This window comes from Bacillus cereus group sp. BfR-BA-01355 (assembly GCF_022663675.1).
Classification (GTDB): Bacteria; Bacillota; Bacilli; order Bacillales; family Bacillaceae_G; genus Bacillus_A; species Bacillus_A thuringiensis_S.
This window is the reverse complement of the sequence record NZ_JAKUFY010000113.1, coordinates 1-17,478: the sequence shown is the minus strand read 5'-3', so window position 1 is coordinate 17,478 and position 17,478 is coordinate 1. Positions and strand designations below refer to the sequence as shown.

The window sequence follows — 17,478 nt, the reverse complement described above, 5'->3', positions numbered from 1 at the left end:
ACATCGCTCGTCAATTAGAAAACCGTGTATCATTCCGTCGTGCACAAAAGCAAGTTATTCAACGTGCTATGCGTGCAGGTGCTAAAGGTATTAAAACACAGGTTTCTGGTCGTCTTGGCGGAGCTGATATCGCTCGTGCAGAATCTTACAGTGAAGGAACTGTTCCACTTCATACACTTCGCGCTGATATTGACTATGCAGCAGTTGAAGCTGATACAACATACGGTAAATTAGGCGTAAAAGTATGGATCTACCGTGGAGAAGTCCTTCCTACAAAAAAGAAAGCTTCTGAGGAAGGAGGAAAATAATATGTTAATGCCAAAACGCGTAAAATATCGTAGAGAGCATCGTGGTAAAATGCGTGGTCGTGCTAAAGGTGGAACTGAAATTGCTTTCGGTGAATTCGGTTTACAAGCACAAGCTGCTTCATGGATTACAAACCGTCAAATCGAAGCTGCTCGTCGTGCAATGACTCGTTACATGAAACGTGGCGGTAAAGTATGGATTAAAATTTTCCCTTCTAAACCTTACACTGCAAAACCTCTAGAAGTACGTATGGGTTCCGGTAAAGGGGCACCAGAAGGCTGGGTAGCAGTAGTAAAACCTGGGAAAATTATGTTCGAAATCGCGGGTGTATCTGAAGAGGTAGCACGCGAAGCATTACGTCTTGCAGCTCACAAGTTACCTGTGAAATGTAAATTCGTAAAACGTGAAGAAAATGGTGGTGAATCTAATGAAAACTAATGATATTCGTGAATTAACCACTGCCGAAATCGAAACAAAAGTTAAAGCTTTAAAGGAAGAGTTGTTTAATCTTCGCTTCCAACTTGCTACAGGACAATTAGAGAATCCAACTCGCATTCGTGAAGTGCGTAAAGCAATTGCTCGTATGAAAACTGTAGTTCGTGAAAGAGAGATCGGAATTAATCGATAAATTGAGGGGAGGTTTGCATAGTGAGCGAACGTAACCAACGCAAAGTTTATACTGGTCGTGTAGTGTCTGACAAAATGGACAAAACGATTACAGTTTTAGTTGAAACTTACAAAACTCATTCCTTGTACGGAAAACGTGTTAAGTATTCTAAGAAGTACAAAGCCCATGATGAGCAAAACCAAGCGAAACTTGGCGATATCGTTAAAATCATGGAAACTCGCCCGCTTTCTGCTACTAAGCGTTTCCGTTTAGTTGAAATCGTTGAAGAAGCGGTTATTATCTAAATAGACGAATCGGAATTTTTAGTCCGAAGGGAGGTTTCATAACATGATCCAACAAGAATCTCGTTTGAAAGTTGCTGACAACTCTGGTGCACGTGAACTTTTAACAATTAAAGTATTAGGCGGCTCTGGTCGTAAATATGCTAACATTGGTGACATTATCGTTGCTACGGTAAAACAAGCAACACCAGGTGGCGTTGTTAAAAAAGGTGACGTTGTTAAAGCAGTAGTAGTACGTACGAAGAGCGGAGCTCGTCGTCCGGACGGTTCTTACATCAAATTTGATGAAAACGCAGCGGTTATCATTAAAGACGATAAGAGCCCACGTGGTACTCGTATCTTCGGACCAGTAGCTCGTGAATTACGTGATAGCAACTTCATGAAGATCGTTTCTTTAGCTCCAGAAGTTCTATAATTTAAGGTATTGCCTTGCTAAGGAGGTGCAGAATTAAGATGCATGTAAAAAAAGGTGATAAAGTACAGGTAATCACTGGTAAAGACAAAGGAAAACAAGGCGTTATCCTTGTGGCTTTCCCAAAGCAAAACCGTGTTATCGTTGAGGGTGTTAACATCGTTAAAAAACACTCTAAGCCATCTCAATTAAATCCACAAGGTGGAATTATTACTAAAGAAGCACCTATTCACGTTTCTAACGTTATGATTTTAGATCCGAAAACAGGTGAACCTACTCGCGTAGGCTTCAAAGTAGAAGATGGTAAAAAAGTTCGTATTGCAAAAAAATCTGGTGAATTATTAGATAAATAATTTTCTTAAGAAAGGAGGTCACTTCATTGAATCGCCTTAAAGAGAAGTTCCAAAAGGAAATTACTCCTGCTCTAGTGAGCAAGTTTAACTATAAATCTGTGATGGAAGTACCGAAAATCGAAAAGATCGTAATCAACACTGGTGTTGGTGACGCGGTATCTAACTCAAAAGCTTTAGACAATGCAGTAGAAGAATTAACACAAATCGCAGGTCAAAAACCTGTTGTAACTCGTGCTAAAAAATCAATCGCTGGTTTCCGTCTTCGTGAAGGTATGCCAATCGGTGCGAAAGTAACTTTACGCGGCGAGCAAATGTATGAGTTCTTCGACAAATTAGTATCGGTTTCTTTACCACGTGTACGTGATTTCCGTGGTGTTTCTAAGAAATCATTCGATGGTCGTGGGAACTACACATTAGGTGTTAAAGAGCAACTTATCTTCCCTGAGATTGATTATGATAAAGTAAGCAAAGTACGCGGTATGGACATCGTAATCGTTACTACAGCGAAAACTGATGAAGAAGCTCGTGAACTTTTAACACAATTCGGTATGCCATTCCAAAAATAATGGAAGCCAACGCTAAGTAGAGGAGGCGAAAACGTGGCTAAAAAATCTATGATAGCGAAACAAAAGCGTACTCCTAAGTTTAAAGTACAAGAGTATACACGTTGCGAACGCTGCGGTCGTCCGCATTCTGTATACCGCAAATTTAAACTTTGCCGTATTTGTTTCCGTGAACTTGCATATAAAGGTCAAATTCCTGGTGTTAAAAAAGCTAGTTGGTAAAACCCACAAATGGGAAGGAGGTAAAACACATGGTGATGACAGATCCAATTGCAGACATGCTTACTCGCATCCGTAATGCGAACATGGTACGTCATGAGAAATTAGAGGTTCCTGCTTCTAAAATCAAAAAAGAGATCGCTGAACTTTTAAAACGTGAAGGTTTCATTCGTGATGTAGAATACATCGAGGATAACAAACAAGGTATCCTTCGTATTTTCCTGAAATATGGTGCAAACAATGAACGTGTAATCACTGGATTAAAACGTATCAGTAAACCTGGCTTACGCGTTTACGCTAAAGCTGACGAAGTACCACGTGTACTTAACGGATTAGGTATCGCTCTTGTTTCTACATCTAAGGGAGTAATGACAGACAAAGACGCTCGTCAATTACAAACTGGTGGAGAAGTAGTAGCATACGTTTGGTAATATATATTTAAAACGAACGGAGGTGTGACCACATGTCTCGTATTGGTAAAAAGATTCTTGAAATCCCTGCAGGTGTTACTATTACAATTGCAGAAGACAATACTGTAACAGTAAAAGGCCCTAAAGGTGAATTAACTCGTAAATTCAATGCTGATATGTCTATCAAAATTGAAGAAAATACACTAACAGTTGAGCGTCCATCTGAACAGAAGGAACACCGTGCATTACACGGTACAACTCGTGCTTTAATCGGAAACATGGTTGAAGGTGTAACTGCAGGTTTCGCACGCGGACTTGAATTAGTCGGTGTTGGTTACCGTGCTCAAAAACAAGGAGATAAACTTGTTTTAAGCGTAGGTTATTCTCATCCAGTAGAAATGACTCCGGAAGCAGGTCTTGAAGTTGAAGTACCTGCACCAACTAAAATCGTAATTAAAGGTATCGACAAGCAACGTGTTGGCGAATTTGCTGCTAACATCCGTGCTGTACGTGCTCCTGAGCCTTACAAAGGTAAAGGTATTCGTTACGAAGGCGAAGTTGTTCGTCGTAAAGAAGGTAAAACTGCTAAGTAAACCCGTTAGGTGAGAGAAAGGAGTGACAAGAAAATGATCACTAAAGCTGATAAAAATGCGACTCGTAAGAAAAGACATGCACGTGTACGTGCTAAACTTACTGGTACTGCAGAGCGTCCACGTTTAAACGTGTTCCGTTCTAACCAACATATTTACGCTCAAGTTATTGATGATGTGAATGGTGTAACGTTAGTAAGTGCATCTACTCTTGATAAAGACCTTGCTCTTAACGGTACTAGCAATACTGAAGCTGCTACGAAAGTTGGCGAATCAGTTGCTAAGCGTGCTGTAGAGAAAGGCGTTAAAGAAGTAGTATTCGATCGCGGTGGTTACTTATACCATGGCCGTGTTAAAGCTCTAGCTGAAGCTGCTCGTGAGGCTGGATTACAATTTTAATGGTCAAAGGAGGGAAAATTGATGCATCGCATTGACCCAAGTAAATTAGAACTTGAAGAACGTGTAGTTACGATAAATCGTGTCGCGAAAGTTGTTAAGGGTGGTCGTCGTTTCCGCTTTGCTGCACTAGTTGTAGTTGGCGATAAAAACGGTCATGTTGGATTCGGTACTGGTAAAGCACAAGAGGTACCAGACGCAATTCGCAAAGCTATCGAAGACGCTAAGAAAAATTTAATCGCTGTACCATTAGTTGGTACAACAATTCCACACACAATCAACGGTCACTTTGGAGCTGGTGAAGTATTCTTAAAACCTGCTGCTGAGGGTACTGGTGTTATTGCTGGTGGACCTGTTCGTGCGGTTCTTGAATTAGCTGGTGTACAAGATATTCTTTCGAAATCTCTTGGTTCTAACACACCAATCAACATGATTCGCGCTACTGTGAACGGATTAAGCGAACTTAAGCGCGCTGAAGATGTTGCAAAATTACGCGGTAAATCTGTAGAAGAGCTACTAGGTTAAGGAGGGAAAACAAATGGCGAAAAAGTTAGAAATTACCCTCACTCGTAGTGTAATTGGTCGTCCACAAGATCAACGTGCGACGGTAGAAGCTTTAGGTCTTAAAAAGTTGAATTCAACTGTAGTTAAGGAAGAAACTCCTGCTATTCTTGGTATGATCAACAAAGTTTCTCACCTTTTAACTGTAAAAGAAGCTTAAGGATAACTCATTAATATAAGGAGGTGCCTGGGAATGAAACTTCATGAATTAAAACCTGCAGAAGGTTCTCGTAAAGTACGTAACCGTGTCGGTCGTGGTATCGGTTCTGGTAACGGTAAAACTGCTGGTAAAGGTCATAAAGGACAAAACGCACGTTCTGGTGGCGGTGTTCGTCTTGGCTTCGAAGGTGGTCAAACTCCATTATTCCGTCGTTTACCAAAACGCGGCTTCACAAACATTAACCGTAAAGAGTTTACTATTGTAAACTTATCAACGTTAAATCGTTTTGAAGATGGTACAGAAGTAACACCTGAATTATTGCTGGAAACTGGCGTTATCAGCAAGTTAAACGACGGTGTTAAAATTCTTGCAAGCGGAGCAGTAGAGAAAAAACTAACTGTTAAAGCGCACAAGTTCTCTTCAAGTGCTAAAGAAGCAATTGAAGCAGCTGGCGGATCAGTTGAGGTGATCTAATGTTTCGTACAATCTCCAACTTTATGCGCGTTGCTGAGATAAGACGTAAAATATTATTCACTTTAGCGATGTTAATCGTATTCAGGATTGGCACGTTTATCCCAGTGCCATTTACAAATGGAGACGTACTGAAAGCACAAGACCAATTAAATGCTTTAGGCATCCTAAATACATTTGGCGGTGGCGCCTTGAAAAACTTCTCCATCTTCGCGATGGGAATCATGCCGTATATTACAGCATCCATCATCGTGCAATTATTGCAGATGGATGTTGTTCCTAAATTTTCGGAATGGTCGAAGCAAGGTGAAATGGGCCGTCGTAAACTAACGCAATTCACGCGTTACTTTACAATTGTTCTTGCGTTTATTCAGGGGTTTGGTATGTCAATCGGTTTTAACGGTATGGTAGGTGGGCAATTAATTTTGAATCCTGGTTGGAGCACTTATTTATACATTGCTACGGTACTGACTGCTGGTACTGCATTTTTAATGTGGTTAGGCGAACAGATTACAGCTAAAGGTGTAGGTAATGGTATTTCCATCCTTATCTTTGGCGGTATTGCTGCAGCGATCCCAAGTGTTATATCTCAAGTGTATCAACAACAGTTTCAAAATATCGGAGATCAATTGTTCATGAGTATCGTTAAAGTTGCATTGATTTTACTAGCTGTGCTAGCAGTTATTGTTGGTGTTATTTTCATTCAACAAGCTGTTAGAAAGATCCCAATTCAATACGCGAAGCGTGTAACAGGAGGGAATGGGAATCATGCTGGAGCACAAAACACACATTTACCGCTTAAGGTAAATAGTGCGGGTGTTATTCCAGTCATTTTTGCTGTTTCATTCTTAATTACGCCTCCAACTATTGCACAGTTCTTCCCGAAACATGATGTATCGCAGTGGATTATTGCAAACTTTAACTATTCTCACCCAGTGGGAATGATCATATATGTTGCGCTCATTGTAGCCTTCACATATTTCTATGCATTTGTTCAGGTTAATCCAGAGCAAATGTCAGAGAATCTAAACAAGCAAGGTGGATATGTTCCAGGTATTCGTCCGGGTAAGAATACAGAACAATATCTAACAAAAATCTTGTATCGTTTGACCTTTGTAGGATCAATTTTCCTAGCAGCGATTGCAATCTTACCAGTTATTTTTACGAAATTGGGAAATCTTCCTCCATCTGCACAGATTGGTGGAACGAGTATGTTAATCGTTGTCGGCGTTGCTTTAGAAACAATGAAGCAGCTAGAAAGCCAACTGGTAAAACGCCATTACAAAGGGTTTATCAAGCAGTGAGTAAGTGGGAAGAACTATCTTCCCTACATGCTCATGTACTGAGGGGGAACAAGGATGAACTTAATTTTAATGGGGCTTCCTGGTGCTGGTAAAGGTACACAAGCCGAACAGATTGTAGCCAAGTATAACATCCCTCACATTTCAACAGGAGATATGTTCCGTGCAGCTATGAAGGCTGAAACTGAAATGGGTCTACAAGCAAAATCTTTTATTGATAAAGGTGCACTTGTTCCAGATGAAGTTACAATCGGAATTGTTCGTGAACGTTTAAGTCAAGAAGACTGCGTAAGAGGTTTCTTACTAGACGGTTTCCCACGAACTGTTGCACAAGCATCAGCTCTTGAAGAGATTATGAAAGATCTTGGCAAAAAAATCGACTATGTTTTAAACATTAATGTGGATTCAGGGTTGTTATTAAAACGCCTTACAGGCCGTCGCATTTGTAAAGAGTGCGGTGCGACTTACCACTTAGAATTCAATCCACCAGCAAAAGCTGATGTGTGCGATAAATGTGGTGGCGAATTATACCAACGCTCTGATGACAATGAAGAAACTGTAGCAAATCGTTTAGATGTAAATATTAAGCAAACAAAACCTTTGCTTGATTTCTACGACGAGCTTGGTTACTTAAAAAGCATTAATGGTGAGCAAGATATCAATAAAGTATTTGCTGATATCGATGTTCTCATCGGAGGCTTAGCGTAATGATCATCTGCAAAACTCCTCGCGAGATAGAAATCATGCGAGAAGCTGGCAGAATCGTTGCTTTAACTCATCAAGAGTTGAAACAGCACATTACTCCAGGAATTACAACGAAAGAGCTCGATCAAATAGCGGAAAAGACGATTCAAAAATATGGTGCTACGCCATCTTTTAAAGGATACAACGGATTTCCGGGGAGCATATGTGCTTCTGTAAATGAAGAGCTTGTACACGGAATTCCAGGAAAGCGCAAGCTCAAAGAGGGCGATATCATCAGTATCGATATTGGTGCGAAATACAATGGGTACCATGGAGATTCTGCATGGACGTATCCAGTTGGAAACATTTCTGAATCTGTTCAAAAGCTACTTGATGTCACAGAAAAATCGTTGTATCTTGGTCTAGAACAAGTAAAACCAGGCGAGAGATTATCAAATATCTCACATGCGGTTCAAACCCATGCTGAAGAGAATGGATTCTCGATCGTTAGGGAGTATGTTGGTCACGGAATCGGGCAAGACTTACATGAGGACCCTCAAATCCCGCACTATGGTCCACCAAATAGAGGCCCTAGATTAAAGCCGGGAATGGTCATCTGTGTTGAGCCGATGGTGAATCAAGGAAGACGATATGTAAAAACACTATCTGATGACTGGACAGTGGTAACGGTAGATGGTAAATGGTGTGCCCATTTTGAGCACACGATTGCTCTTACAGAAGCAGGATACGAAATCCTTACCACTTTATAAGTAGCTGGCTCTCCGGGATTTCAGAGCAGTGTAAAATGTTACTGATTTGAAGAAGGGAGAACTATTGAATGGCTAAAGATGATGTAATTGAAGTCGAAGGTACCGTTCTTGAAACGTTGCCAAATGCTATGTTCAAAGTAGAATTAGAGAATGGGCATGTCGTATTGGCTCACGTTTCTGGTAAAATCCGTATGAACTTCATTCGTATTTTACCAGGAGACAAAGTTACGGTAGAATTATCTCCGTACGATTTAAATCGTGGTCGTATTACGTACCGTTTTAAATAATATAGCACTCCGTAATCTTTAAGGAGGTTCGAGACATGAAAGTAAGACCGTCAGTTAAACCAATCTGCGAAAAATGTAAAGTTATTCGTAGACGTGGAAAAGTAATGGTTATTTGTGAAAACCCTAAACATAAACAAAAACAAGGTTAATCAGAAGGAGGTGCATTCAGAATGGCACGTATCGCAGGTGTAGATATTCCTCGAGACAAACGCGTTGTTATTTCTTTAACTTACGTATTCGGCATTGGTCGCACAACTGCTGAAAAAATTCTTACTGAAGCTGGTATTTCTTCAGAAACACGAGTTCGTGATTTAACGGAAGACGAATTAGGACGTATCCGTGATGTTATCGATCGTATTAAAGTTGAGGGAGACCTTCGTCGTGAAGTATCTCTTAACATTAAACGTCTAATGGAGATCGGTTCTTACCGTGGTCTTCGTCACCGTCGTGGTTTACCAGTTCGTGGTCAAAATTCTAAAAACAATGCTCGTACACGTAAAGGTCCACGTCGTACAGTAGCAAATAAAAAGAAATAATAAGTAAAGGAGGTTGAACTAACAATGGCACGTAAAACAAACACTCGTAAAAAACGTGTGAAAAAGAATATCGAAGCTGGTATAGCTCATATTCGTTCTACTTTCAACAACACAATCGTAACACTTACAGATACTCACGGTAACGCACTTTCTTGGTCTAGTGCTGGTGCACTTGGTTTCCGTGGATCTCGTAAATCTACTCCATTCGCTGCGCAAATGGCTGCTGAAGCTGCTGCTAAAGTTGCAATGGAGCACGGTTTAAAAACTTTAGAGGTTACTGTTAAAGGTCCTGGTGCTGGTCGTGAAGCTGCAATTCGTGCTCTTCAAGCTGCAGGTCTAGAAGTAACAGCAATTAGAGATGTTACTCCAGTTCCTCATAATGGATGTCGTCCGCCAAAACGTCGTCGTGTGTAATTTTTCTGTATAGAATTTTCCCTTTTGTCTATAATGGATATGATGCATTATCGAGAAATTTCGTACAGAAACATCGCTTGTTGTGCACAATCGGGAACTGCCTAAGGGGGACTTTCGGTTAGACAGGGGTTATACCTTTGTTTAACCGGGGTTTCGACGTTTTGAAGGAGGGTTTAGTTAATGATTGAAATCGAAAAGCCGAAAATCGAAACGGTTGAACTTAACGAAGATGCTAAATATGGTAAATTCGTAATTGAACCGCTTGAGCGTGGATATGGTACTACTTTGGGTAACTCCTTACGTCGTATTCTTTTATCCTCACTCCCTGGTGCCGCTGTTACTGCTATCCAAATCGATGGCGTATTACATGAATTTTCAACAGTTGAGGGCGTAGTAGAAGACGTTACGACGATCATCTTAAACTTGAAAAAGTTAGCTCTTAAAATCTACTCTGAAGAAGAGAAGACGTTGGAAATTGATGTGCAGGGCGAAGGTATTGTCACAGCTGCTGATATTACTCACGATAGTGATGTAGAAATCTTAAATCCAGATTTACACATTGCAACGTTAGCAAAAGATGCGCATTTCCGCGTGCGTTTAACTGCAAAGCGTGGCCGTGGGTATACGCCAGCTGATGCAAATAAAAGCGAAGATCAACCAATAGGAGTAATTCCTATTGATTCTATTTATACTCCAGTATCACGTGTGACTTACCAAGTGGAAAAGACACGTGTCGGACAAGTGGCTAATTATGATAAGCTTACGCTTGATGTATGGACGGATGGAAGCATCGGGCCAAAAGAAGCTATCTCTTTAGGTGCCAAAATCTTAACTGAGCATTTAAATATCTTTGTTGGTTTAACTGATGAAGCACAAAATGCTGAGATTATGGTCGAGAAGGAAGAAGATCAAAAAGAGAAAGTTCTTGAGATGACTATCGAAGAACTAGACCTTTCTGTTCGTTCTTATAATTGCCTAAAACGTGCAGGAATTAATACTGTACAAGAGCTTGCGAACAAAACAGAAGAAGATATGATGAAAGTTCGTAACTTAGGACGTAAATCCTTAGAAGAAGTTAAACATAAACTTGAGGAATTAGGTTTAGGTTTACGTAAAGACGACTGAGGATTTAAACCCATGAACAAAGGAGGGAACTACGAATGGCATACAGAAAATTAGGCCGTACAAGTGCGCAACGTAAAGCTATGTTACGTGACTTAGCTACTGATTTAATTATCAACGAGCGCATCCAAACGACAGAAACTCGTGCAAAAGAACTTCGTTCTGTAGTGGAAAAAATGATCACTTTAGGTAAACGCGGAGATCTTCATGCTCGTCGTCAAGCAGCAGCTTTCATTCGCAATGAAGTAGCTAACGCTGAGACTGGTCAAGATGCACTTCAAAAATTATTCGCTGATGTAGCTCCACGCTATGCTGAGCGCCAAGGCGGATACACTCGTATTGCAAAAATTGGTCCACGTCGCGGAGACGCAGCACCAATGGTAATTATCGAGTTAGTATAATGATAATTAAAAGGGCAGGACAGTTCTTTTCAAGAAACTGGTCATGGCCCTTTTTTTTAAATATAAAAATAGGCGAGCTTGGCGAAGGAAAGGGTGCCTTCTATTGAAAAAAGAGAAACTTCGGATAGGAAATATATCATTTCAATATCCTGGGGCAGCCACGTATGCATTAAAAGATGTTTCATTTTCCTTATATGAGGGAGAATGGGTATCTATTATTGGACAAAACGGTTCAGGAAAGTCTACACTTGCAAAATTATTGAATGGTTTGTTTTTGCCGGAAGCAGGGACTATTACAGTAAATGATTCAATGGTTTTATCAGAGGAAACGGTATGGGATGTTCGAAAACAAATTGGAATGGTATTTCAAAATCCAGATAATCAATTTGTTGGAACAACAGTGCAAGATGATGTTGTATTTGGTTTAGAGAATATCGGAATGCCAAGAGAACAAATGATTGAAAGATTAGAACAGGCCTTACGACTTGTCCGTATGGAAGATTTTCTTAATGATGAGCCTCATTCCTTATCTGGTGGGCAAAAACAGCGAGTGGCAATAGCAGGCGTTTTAGCACTTCAGCCATCTATTTTAATATTAGATGAAGCAACGTCAATGTTAGATCCTCAAGGAAGACGTGAAGTAGTAGAAACGGTTAGACAACTTGTTAATCAAAAAGGTATTACCGTGTTATCAATTACGCACGATTTAGAAGAAGCGGCGCAGTCAGATCGTGTCATTATTTTAAATAAGGGAGAAATATTAGAGGAAGGGACTCCAGAGAAAATTTTCAAGTCCTCTCATATGCTCCAAGAAATTGGCTTAGATGTACCTTTTTCGGTGAAAATAGCAGAATTATTAAAAAGAAATGAAATTCTTTTGCAAAATACGCATCTTACAATGGAAAGCTTGGTGAACGAACTTTGGAGATTACATTCCAAAAAGTAGAACATCGTTATCAATATAAAACTCCATTTGAAAGACGCGCACTTTATGATGTAGACGTGTCGTTTCCAAGTGGGGGCTATTATGCCATTATCGGTCATACTGGTTCAGGTAAGTCGACGATGATTCAACATTTAAATGGTTTATTGCAGCCGACAAATGGTACAGTTCAAATTGGTGAACATTTGATTTCGGCAGGAAAGAAAGAAAAAAAGCTAAAGCCACTACGTAAAAAAGTAGGGGTTGTCTTTCAATTCCCGGAACATCAGTTGTTTGAAGAAACTGTGGAGAAAGATATTTGCTTCGGACCTACTAATTTCGGGGTATCTGGAGACGAAGCGAAGCAAAAGGCTAGAGAGGCAATAGAACTTGTAGGGCTAGAACCGGAACTGTTAACACGTTCTCCGTTCGAATTAAGTGGTGGACAAATGAGACGTGTTGCTATAGCGGGTGTACTGGCAATGGAACCTGAAGTGCTTGTATTAGATGAACCTACAGCAGGTCTAGATCCAAAAGGGCAGAACGAACTTATGCAGATGTTTTATAAGTTGCATAAGGAGAAAGGGCTTACAGTTATCCTTGTAACGCATAATATGGAAGATGCTGCTCAGTATGCGGAACAAATTGTAGTTATGCATAAAGGAACGGTCTTTTTGCAAGGAAGTGCAGAGGAAGTATTTTCACATGCTGATGAACTAGAGAAAATTGGTGTGGATCTTCCTATGTCATTAAAGTATAAACGTGCAATTGAAGAGAAGTTTGGTATTTCAATTCCAAAGGCTACCTTATCTTTAGAGGATCTTACTCATGAAGTTGTGCAGGTGTTACGAAAAGGTGGTCATGAATCATGCAGCAGTTGATTATTGGGAGATATATCCCGGGCAATTCACTTATTCATCAACTTGATCCACGTACGAAGCTGCTGATTGTCTTTTTATATGTATTTGTTGTTTTCTTAGCAAATAATGCGATTTCATATGGATTTTTATTTTTATATGCACTCATTGCTTTATTTTTTGCAAAAGTGCCGATTCGTTATGTACTTTCGGGCTTAAAACCAATTTTATGGATTTTTCTTTTTACATTTTTCCTGCATATTTTTACAAATAAAGAGGGGGATGTACTACTCCAGCTTGGTTGGTTTTCGATACATGAAAAAGGATTAGAGCAAGGGATATACATTTCTGTACGGTTCTTCGTTATTATTTTAATGACGACATTATTAACGTTAACGACGACACCTATTGAAATTACAGATGGTTTGGAGACGTTATTAAAGCCATTGAAGCGTATAAAGGTTCCTGTTCATGAAATCGCATTAATGATGTCAATTTCTCTTCGTTTTATCCCGACATTAATGGATGAAACGAGTAAAATAATGAAAGCACAAGCATCACGTGGTATTGATTTCGCTGGTGGACCGATAAAAGATAGAATGAAAGCTATTATCTCACTGCTCGTTCCTCTGTTTATCAGTGCTTTTAAGCGTGCAGAGGACTTAGCTATTGCGATGGAAGCTCGTGGATATCAAAGTGGTGAAGGACGTACTAAATTTAGGCAACTACGCTGGAAAACAAGCGATACAGTAACGATTGTAAGCTTATTTTGTTTAGCTTGTATTTTGGCATGGGTGCGATCGTAATGGAGAATAGAGAAATGGATAGAATAAAATGTACGGTTGCATATGATGGTATGCATTTTTGTGGTTATCAAATTCAGCCGAAGCATCGTACTGTTCAACAGGAGATAGAAAAAGCATTACAGAAATTGCATAAGGGAGAACTTGTTCGTGTTCAGGCGTCTGGTAGAACAGATTCTACGGTTCATGCAAAAGGGCAAGTAATACACTTTGATACTCCTTTGTCTCTTGAGGAGTGGCAATGGAATAACGCTTTAAATACAATGTTGCCAGATGATATTGTTATTAGGCGAGTAGAGAAAAAAACAGAAGAATTTCATGCACGTTACGGTGTTGAGAAAAAAGAATATCGTTATCGTGTATTATTATCAAAGACTGCGGATGTATTCCGTAGAAATTACGTATATCAATATCCATATCCGCTCGAAATCAATTCTATAAGAAAAGCAATTCCTTATTTTATTGGAACGCATGATTTCACTTCTTTTTGCTCGGCAAAAACTGACAAAAAAGATAAAGTGCGAACAATTTATGAAATCGAGTTAATTGAGCAAGATGATGAATTAATTTTTCGTTTTGTAGGTAATGGATTTTTATATAATATGGTCAGAATTATTGTTGGTACGTTACTTAACGTAGGGCAAGGAAAGCTTGATCCTGATAGCATTCCAGAGATTTTAGCGAAACAAAATCGTCAGTTTGCTGGAAAGATGGCTCCAGGTCATGGGCTTTACCTATGGGAGGTAAACTATAACAACTAATCCTGGTGTAACATTTGCTTGACATTAGAAACTCAAAAGTATATCATAACATATGGTATTGTTTCTAAAACCACGATTAGCCCCGGAAGGAAATCGTGTTTAAGATAAACAATAGATTTTTTCTATGGAAAAGATAACGAGGAGGGAAACACATGCGTACGACTTTTATGGCAAAAGCTAACGAAGTTGAGCGTAAATGGTATGTGGTTGATGCTGAAGGTCAAACTTTAGGTCGCCTATCTACTGAAGTAGCATCCATTTTACGTGGTAAAAACAAACCTACATTTACACCACACGTTGACACGGGTGATCATGTAATTATTATTAACGCTGAGAAAATTCATTTAACAGGTAATAAATTAAACGATAAAATTTACTACCGTCACACTAACCACCCAGGTGGACTTAAGCAAAGAACAGCTCTTGAAATGCGTACAAACTACCCTGTACAAATGTTAGAGCTTGCAATTAAAGGCATGCTTCCAAAAGGACGCTTAGGCCGTCAAGTTTCTAAGAAACTTAACGTGTATGCTGGAGCAGAGCATCCACACCAAGCACAAAAACCAGAAGTTTACGAACTTCGCGGATAATTAATTAAAGGAGGGCTTACTTTGGCACAGGTTCAATACTATGGCACTGGACGTCGTAAGAGTTCAGTAGCGCGCGTACGCCTAGTTCCAGGCGAAGGACGCGTTATCATTAACGGTCGTGATTTTGAAAACTATATCCCATTTGCTGCATTACGTGAAGTAGTGAAACAACCTCTAGTTGCAACAGAAACTTTAGGTAACTACGATGTACTTGTAAACGTAAATGGTGGTGGATACACTGGTCAAGCTGGTGCTATTCGTCACGGTATTTCTCGCGCTTTATTAAAAGCTGATCCAGAATACCGTCTAACACTAAAACGTGCAGGTCTATTAACTCGTGACGCACGTATGAAAGAGCGTAAAAAATACGGTCTTAAAGGCGCACGTCGTGCACCTCAGTTCTCAAAACGTTAATTTTTGCGAACTACAAACCCCAACCATTTTGGTTGGGGTTTTTTTGTGTTTCATTCCTCTTTTACAATTTTTTTAGCTTGGAATATTTTAGTGCTACGGCCTCGCGTATGCTTCTTCTTTAGAAGTTTAGACTAATACGTATTAGGGAGGTTTATAAGTACTATGAATGTCATTGTCAGCTTACAAGAAAAACAAAAAGAAAAGCAGTTAAAATACGAGCGGAAGATGCTGCGAGAATTATCATTAAAAACATTGCGCTCAAATATTCGTGATGCCTTTCAAATGCAAGAGCTTCATCGTCAGTATGAAGATTACTGTATTGAATTAGGGATAGAATCTTATTTATTAGGAGCGAGATATAGTAAATTTGGTTATTATGGTGAATCGTTTTTTGATGTGAAATATAGAGCTTTAGAAGAAGAACAACAATTAACTGAAACGCTATTTCAATTTTTAACGAGTATGACTATGCGAGAAATAAAGTTGAAAGATGAGGAATTACTTTTTGAATCTTGTCAGCAGTTTATAGGATTGTGGTGGCAAGAAGGGTATGAAAAAGGTGAAAGAAGATATCGATTAAAGCTTCATTAAGACAAGCATAAACTTTCCTCTTGTCCCATATAAGTAATTAGAGGGACTAGCTGGAGGAGGAAAGGTATGAAGAGAATTCGAATTATCTCTTTTGCACTCGCTGCGGTTGTTTTGTTTTTTTTAGTCAAACAAGAATTTCAAATCACAAAATCGTGGCGAGCTTGGAATTTACCCTTATCAGGGAAAGTAATCGTATTAGATGCTGGGCATGGTGGACCAGATGGAGGGGCTGTTGGTGGAAAGGATATTATAGAAAAGGATATTACGCTTGAAATTACAAAAAAGGTACAAGACTATTTACAAGAACAAGGTGCACTAGTTATTTTAACGCGTGAGGGAGATTATGATTTAGCTAACAAAGATACAAAGTCATATAGTAGACGTAAAGCGGAGGATTTAAAAAAACGTGTAGAAATCATCAATAAACCAGATATAGACTTTTTTGCAAGCATTCATTTAAATGCTTTAACTAGTAGTGGATCGAAAGGCGCACAAACATTCTACTATCGCTCTTCAATTGAAAATGAACGTGCTGCTAAATTTATACAGGCTGAATTGAGAACGAGTTTAGAAAATACGAATCGTTCTGCTAAAACAATCTCTCACGTATACTTATTGAAGTATGCGAAAACACCAGGTGCTTTAATTGAAGCCGGCTTTTTATCGAATGTGAACGAAAGGTATATGTTAAATTCGGAGAAATATCAACAGAAGGTAGCAGCTGCAATATACCGTGGTATATTGCGTTATTTCACGGAAAAAGGAAATCCTCCAGAATAAGGAGGATTTTTTTGAGTTTCTCTCGTTAACGAAGTTTTCGGAAAATATGTTATACTGGAAATGTAAACGCATTTATTTGAAGAATAAACAAAGATGAATTCAATTAACATTACGTTATTTTTCATACAGGGGGCTGGGTTAATTATGGTAACGAAAGAACAAGTGGTTGAAGCGTTAGAAGGGATTGTAGATCCGTTTTTACATAAAACATTAAAAGAAACAAGTGCAATTAAAGAGGTAACAGTCAAGCCTGAGAAGGAACATGTGAGTGTCAAAATTGCAATCGTAAAAACTGGTACAGCGGAACAAATGCAGTTGCAGTCTGGAATTGTAAAGTTAGTAAAAGAACTTGGAGCAGCAACAGTTGGACTTCGTTTTGCAGAATTTACAGAAGAGGAATTAGCTCAGTTTGCACCAGAACAAGAAGCAGAGCAAAGTGAATCTTTATTGTCACCAAATTCAAAAACGACATTCTTAGCAGTAGCGAGTGGAAAAGGTGGCGTGGGAAAATCAACCGTTTCCGTTAACCTTGCAGTTGCTTTAGCTCGTTTAGGAAAAAAAGTTGGTATTATTGATGCGGACATTTACGGTTTTAGTGTGCCAGACATGATGGGGATAGAAAAACGTCCCATCGTAAGAGGTGACAAGATAATTCCGGTGGAACGTTTAGGTGTAAAGGTAATCTCAATGGGCTTCTTTGTAGAGGATAATGCACCAGTTATTTGGAGAGGACCTATGCTTGGGAAAATGTTAAACCACTTCTTCACAGAAGTGGAATGGGGCGATTTAGATTATTTAGTACTAGATTTACCACCAGGAACAGGTGATGTTGCGTTAGATGTGCACTCAATGTTGCCATCTTGCAAAGAGATTATTGTAACGACGCCTCATCCAA

The 17,478-nt window shown here is 39.4% G+C and carries 32 protein-coding genes; all 32 read left to right on the top strand.

Annotated elements, in window-relative coordinates:
* A partial coding sequence (gene rpsC, locus MR167_RS25935; RefSeq protein WP_242315856.1) for a 30S ribosomal protein S3 occupies window positions 1-308 on the top strand: 308 nt, incomplete at its 5' end.
* Between the two features lies 1 nt (window position 309).
* Window positions 310-744: a 50S ribosomal protein L16 gene (gene rplP / locus MR167_RS25930; RefSeq protein WP_000928969.1), complete on the top strand. Its 435-nt coding sequence runs from the start codon at window positions 310-312 to the stop codon at window positions 742-744.
* Entirely contained in the window at window positions 734-934 is a 201-nt protein-coding gene (rpmC, locus tag MR167_RS25925; RefSeq protein ID WP_000855718.1) for a 50S ribosomal protein L29, read from the top strand. Before rplP ends, rpmC begins: the two co-directional genes overlap by 11 nt.
* Window positions 935-954: 20 nt before the next feature.
* Window positions 955-1,218, top strand: a complete 264-nt coding sequence (gene rpsQ / locus MR167_RS25920; protein ID WP_000004106.1) for a 30S ribosomal protein S17 — start codon at window positions 955-957, stop codon at window positions 1,216-1,218.
* Window positions 1,219-1,261: 43 nt separating this feature from the next.
* Window positions 1,262-1,630 (top strand): 50S ribosomal protein L14, encoded by a 369-nt coding sequence (rplN, locus tag MR167_RS25915; RefSeq protein ID WP_000615912.1) that lies wholly within the window; start codon window positions 1,262-1,264, stop codon window positions 1,628-1,630.
* Window positions 1,631-1,668: 38 nt separating this feature from the next.
* Window positions 1,669-1,980, top strand: coding sequence for a 50S ribosomal protein L24 (gene rplX, locus MR167_RS25910; RefSeq protein ID WP_000558200.1), 312 nt, complete (start codon window positions 1,669-1,671; stop codon window positions 1,978-1,980).
* A gap of 26 nt (window positions 1,981-2,006) precedes the next feature.
* Window positions 2,007-2,546 (top strand): 50S ribosomal protein L5, encoded by a 540-nt coding sequence (gene rplE, locus MR167_RS25905; protein WP_001080829.1) that lies wholly within the window; start codon window positions 2,007-2,009, stop codon window positions 2,544-2,546.
* A gap of 33 nt (window positions 2,547-2,579) precedes the next feature.
* Window positions 2,580-2,765 (top strand): 30S ribosomal protein S14, encoded by a 186-nt coding sequence (rpsN, locus tag MR167_RS25900; protein WP_001085700.1) that lies wholly within the window; start codon window positions 2,580-2,582, stop codon window positions 2,763-2,765.
* Between the two features lie 29 nt (window positions 2,766-2,794).
* The gene (gene rpsH, locus MR167_RS25895; protein WP_000245511.1) at window positions 2,795-3,193 is read left to right on the top strand and encodes a 30S ribosomal protein S8; all 399 of its coding nucleotides are present in this window, start codon (window positions 2,795-2,797) and stop codon (window positions 3,191-3,193) included.
* Window positions 3,194-3,225: 32 nt separating this feature from the next.
* On the top strand, window positions 3,226-3,765 hold the full coding sequence (gene rplF / locus MR167_RS25890) for a 50S ribosomal protein L6 (protein WP_000086551.1): 540 nt from the start codon (window positions 3,226-3,228) through the stop codon (window positions 3,763-3,765).
* Window positions 3,766-3,798: 33 nt separating this feature from the next.
* Window positions 3,799-4,161, top strand: coding sequence for a 50S ribosomal protein L18 (gene rplR, locus MR167_RS25885; protein WP_000628818.1), 363 nt, complete (start codon window positions 3,799-3,801; stop codon window positions 4,159-4,161).
* Between the two features lie 21 nt (window positions 4,162-4,182).
* Window positions 4,183-4,683 carry a 30S ribosomal protein S5 gene (gene rpsE / locus MR167_RS25880; RefSeq protein ID WP_000554646.1) on the top strand — a complete coding sequence of 167 codons (501 nt, stop codon included), beginning with the start codon at window positions 4,183-4,185 and terminating at the stop codon, window positions 4,681-4,683.
* A gap of 13 nt (window positions 4,684-4,696) precedes the next feature.
* A complete protein-coding gene (gene rpmD, locus MR167_RS25875) occupies window positions 4,697-4,879 on the top strand; it encodes a 50S ribosomal protein L30 (protein ID WP_001085233.1) in 183 nt (60 codons plus the stop codon).
* Between the two features lie 33 nt (window positions 4,880-4,912).
* A complete protein-coding gene (gene rplO / locus MR167_RS25870) occupies window positions 4,913-5,353 on the top strand; it encodes a 50S ribosomal protein L15 (protein ID WP_000766083.1) in 441 nt (146 codons plus the stop codon).
* A complete protein-coding gene (gene secY / locus MR167_RS25865; RefSeq protein WP_000490118.1) occupies window positions 5,353-6,654 on the top strand; it encodes a preprotein translocase subunit SecY in 1,302 nt (433 codons plus the stop codon). Before rplO ends, secY begins: the two co-directional genes overlap by 1 nt.
* A 54-nt stretch (window positions 6,655-6,708) precedes the next feature.
* On the top strand, window positions 6,709-7,359 hold the full coding sequence (locus tag MR167_RS25860; protein WP_001048995.1) for an adenylate kinase: 651 nt from the start codon (window positions 6,709-6,711) through the stop codon (window positions 7,357-7,359).
* Window positions 7,359-8,105 carry a type I methionyl aminopeptidase gene (map, locus tag MR167_RS25855; protein WP_000582539.1) on the top strand — a complete coding sequence of 249 codons (747 nt, stop codon included), beginning with the start codon at window positions 7,359-7,361 and terminating at the stop codon, window positions 8,103-8,105. Before MR167_RS25860 ends, map begins: the two co-directional genes overlap by 1 nt.
* A gap of 68 nt (window positions 8,106-8,173) precedes the next feature.
* Window positions 8,174-8,392, top strand: coding sequence for a translation initiation factor IF-1 (gene infA, locus MR167_RS25850; protein WP_001029884.1), 219 nt, complete (start codon window positions 8,174-8,176; stop codon window positions 8,390-8,392).
* A gap of 35 nt (window positions 8,393-8,427) precedes the next feature.
* Entirely contained in the window at window positions 8,428-8,541 is a 114-nt protein-coding gene (gene rpmJ / locus MR167_RS25845; protein WP_000868344.1) for a 50S ribosomal protein L36, read from the top strand.
* Between the two features lie 21 nt (window positions 8,542-8,562).
* Window positions 8,563-8,928, top strand: a complete 366-nt coding sequence (gene rpsM / locus MR167_RS25840; RefSeq protein WP_000090792.1) for a 30S ribosomal protein S13 — start codon at window positions 8,563-8,565, stop codon at window positions 8,926-8,928.
* A gap of 24 nt (window positions 8,929-8,952) precedes the next feature.
* On the top strand, window positions 8,953-9,342 hold the full coding sequence (rpsK, locus tag MR167_RS25835; RefSeq protein WP_000101797.1) for a 30S ribosomal protein S11: 390 nt from the start codon (window positions 8,953-8,955) through the stop codon (window positions 9,340-9,342).
* 180 nt (window positions 9,343-9,522) lie between these two features.
* Complete coding sequence (locus MR167_RS25830; RefSeq protein ID WP_000569643.1) at window positions 9,523-10,467, top strand: DNA-directed RNA polymerase subunit alpha; 945 nt, start codon at window positions 9,523-9,525, stop codon at window positions 10,465-10,467.
* 35 nt (window positions 10,468-10,502) lie between these two features.
* A complete protein-coding gene (gene rplQ / locus MR167_RS25825) occupies window positions 10,503-10,865 on the top strand; it encodes a 50S ribosomal protein L17 (RefSeq protein ID WP_000331490.1) in 363 nt (120 codons plus the stop codon).
* A gap of 103 nt (window positions 10,866-10,968) precedes the next feature.
* Window positions 10,969-11,811, top strand: coding sequence for an energy-coupling factor ABC transporter ATP-binding protein (locus MR167_RS25820; protein ID WP_000711763.1), 843 nt, complete (start codon window positions 10,969-10,971; stop codon window positions 11,809-11,811).
* Window positions 11,787-12,668, top strand: a complete 882-nt coding sequence (locus tag MR167_RS25815; protein ID WP_000406529.1) for an energy-coupling factor ABC transporter ATP-binding protein — start codon at window positions 11,787-11,789, stop codon at window positions 12,666-12,668. Before MR167_RS25820 ends, MR167_RS25815 begins: the two co-directional genes overlap by 25 nt.
* Window positions 12,656-13,450, top strand: coding sequence for an energy-coupling factor transporter transmembrane component T family protein (locus MR167_RS25810; RefSeq protein ID WP_001186530.1), 795 nt, complete (start codon window positions 12,656-12,658; stop codon window positions 13,448-13,450). Before MR167_RS25815 ends, MR167_RS25810 begins: the two co-directional genes overlap by 13 nt.
* Before the next feature lie 14 nt (window positions 13,451-13,464).
* Complete coding sequence (truA, locus tag MR167_RS25805; RefSeq protein ID WP_002084072.1) at window positions 13,465-14,208, top strand: tRNA pseudouridine(38-40) synthase TruA; 744 nt, start codon at window positions 13,465-13,467, stop codon at window positions 14,206-14,208.
* A gap of 152 nt (window positions 14,209-14,360) precedes the next feature.
* Window positions 14,361-14,798 carry a 50S ribosomal protein L13 gene (gene rplM, locus MR167_RS25800; RefSeq protein WP_001260795.1) on the top strand — a complete coding sequence of 146 codons (438 nt, stop codon included), beginning with the start codon at window positions 14,361-14,363 and terminating at the stop codon, window positions 14,796-14,798.
* A 21-nt stretch (window positions 14,799-14,819) separates the two neighbouring features.
* Window positions 14,820-15,212, top strand: coding sequence for a 30S ribosomal protein S9 (gene rpsI, locus MR167_RS25795; protein WP_000079986.1), 393 nt, complete (start codon window positions 14,820-14,822; stop codon window positions 15,210-15,212).
* 162 nt (window positions 15,213-15,374) lie between these two features.
* Window positions 15,375-15,803, top strand: a complete 429-nt coding sequence (locus MR167_RS25790; RefSeq protein ID WP_001101005.1) for a DUF2521 family protein — start codon at window positions 15,375-15,377, stop codon at window positions 15,801-15,803.
* A 66-nt stretch (window positions 15,804-15,869) separates the two neighbouring features.
* Complete coding sequence (gene cwlD, locus MR167_RS25785; RefSeq protein ID WP_000822437.1) at window positions 15,870-16,583, top strand: N-acetylmuramoyl-L-alanine amidase CwlD; 714 nt, start codon at window positions 15,870-15,872, stop codon at window positions 16,581-16,583.
* Between the two features lie 144 nt (window positions 16,584-16,727).
* Window positions 16,728-17,478 (top strand): P-loop NTPase (locus MR167_RS25780; RefSeq protein ID WP_242315855.1); only part of this gene is annotated, 751 nt, incomplete at its 3' end.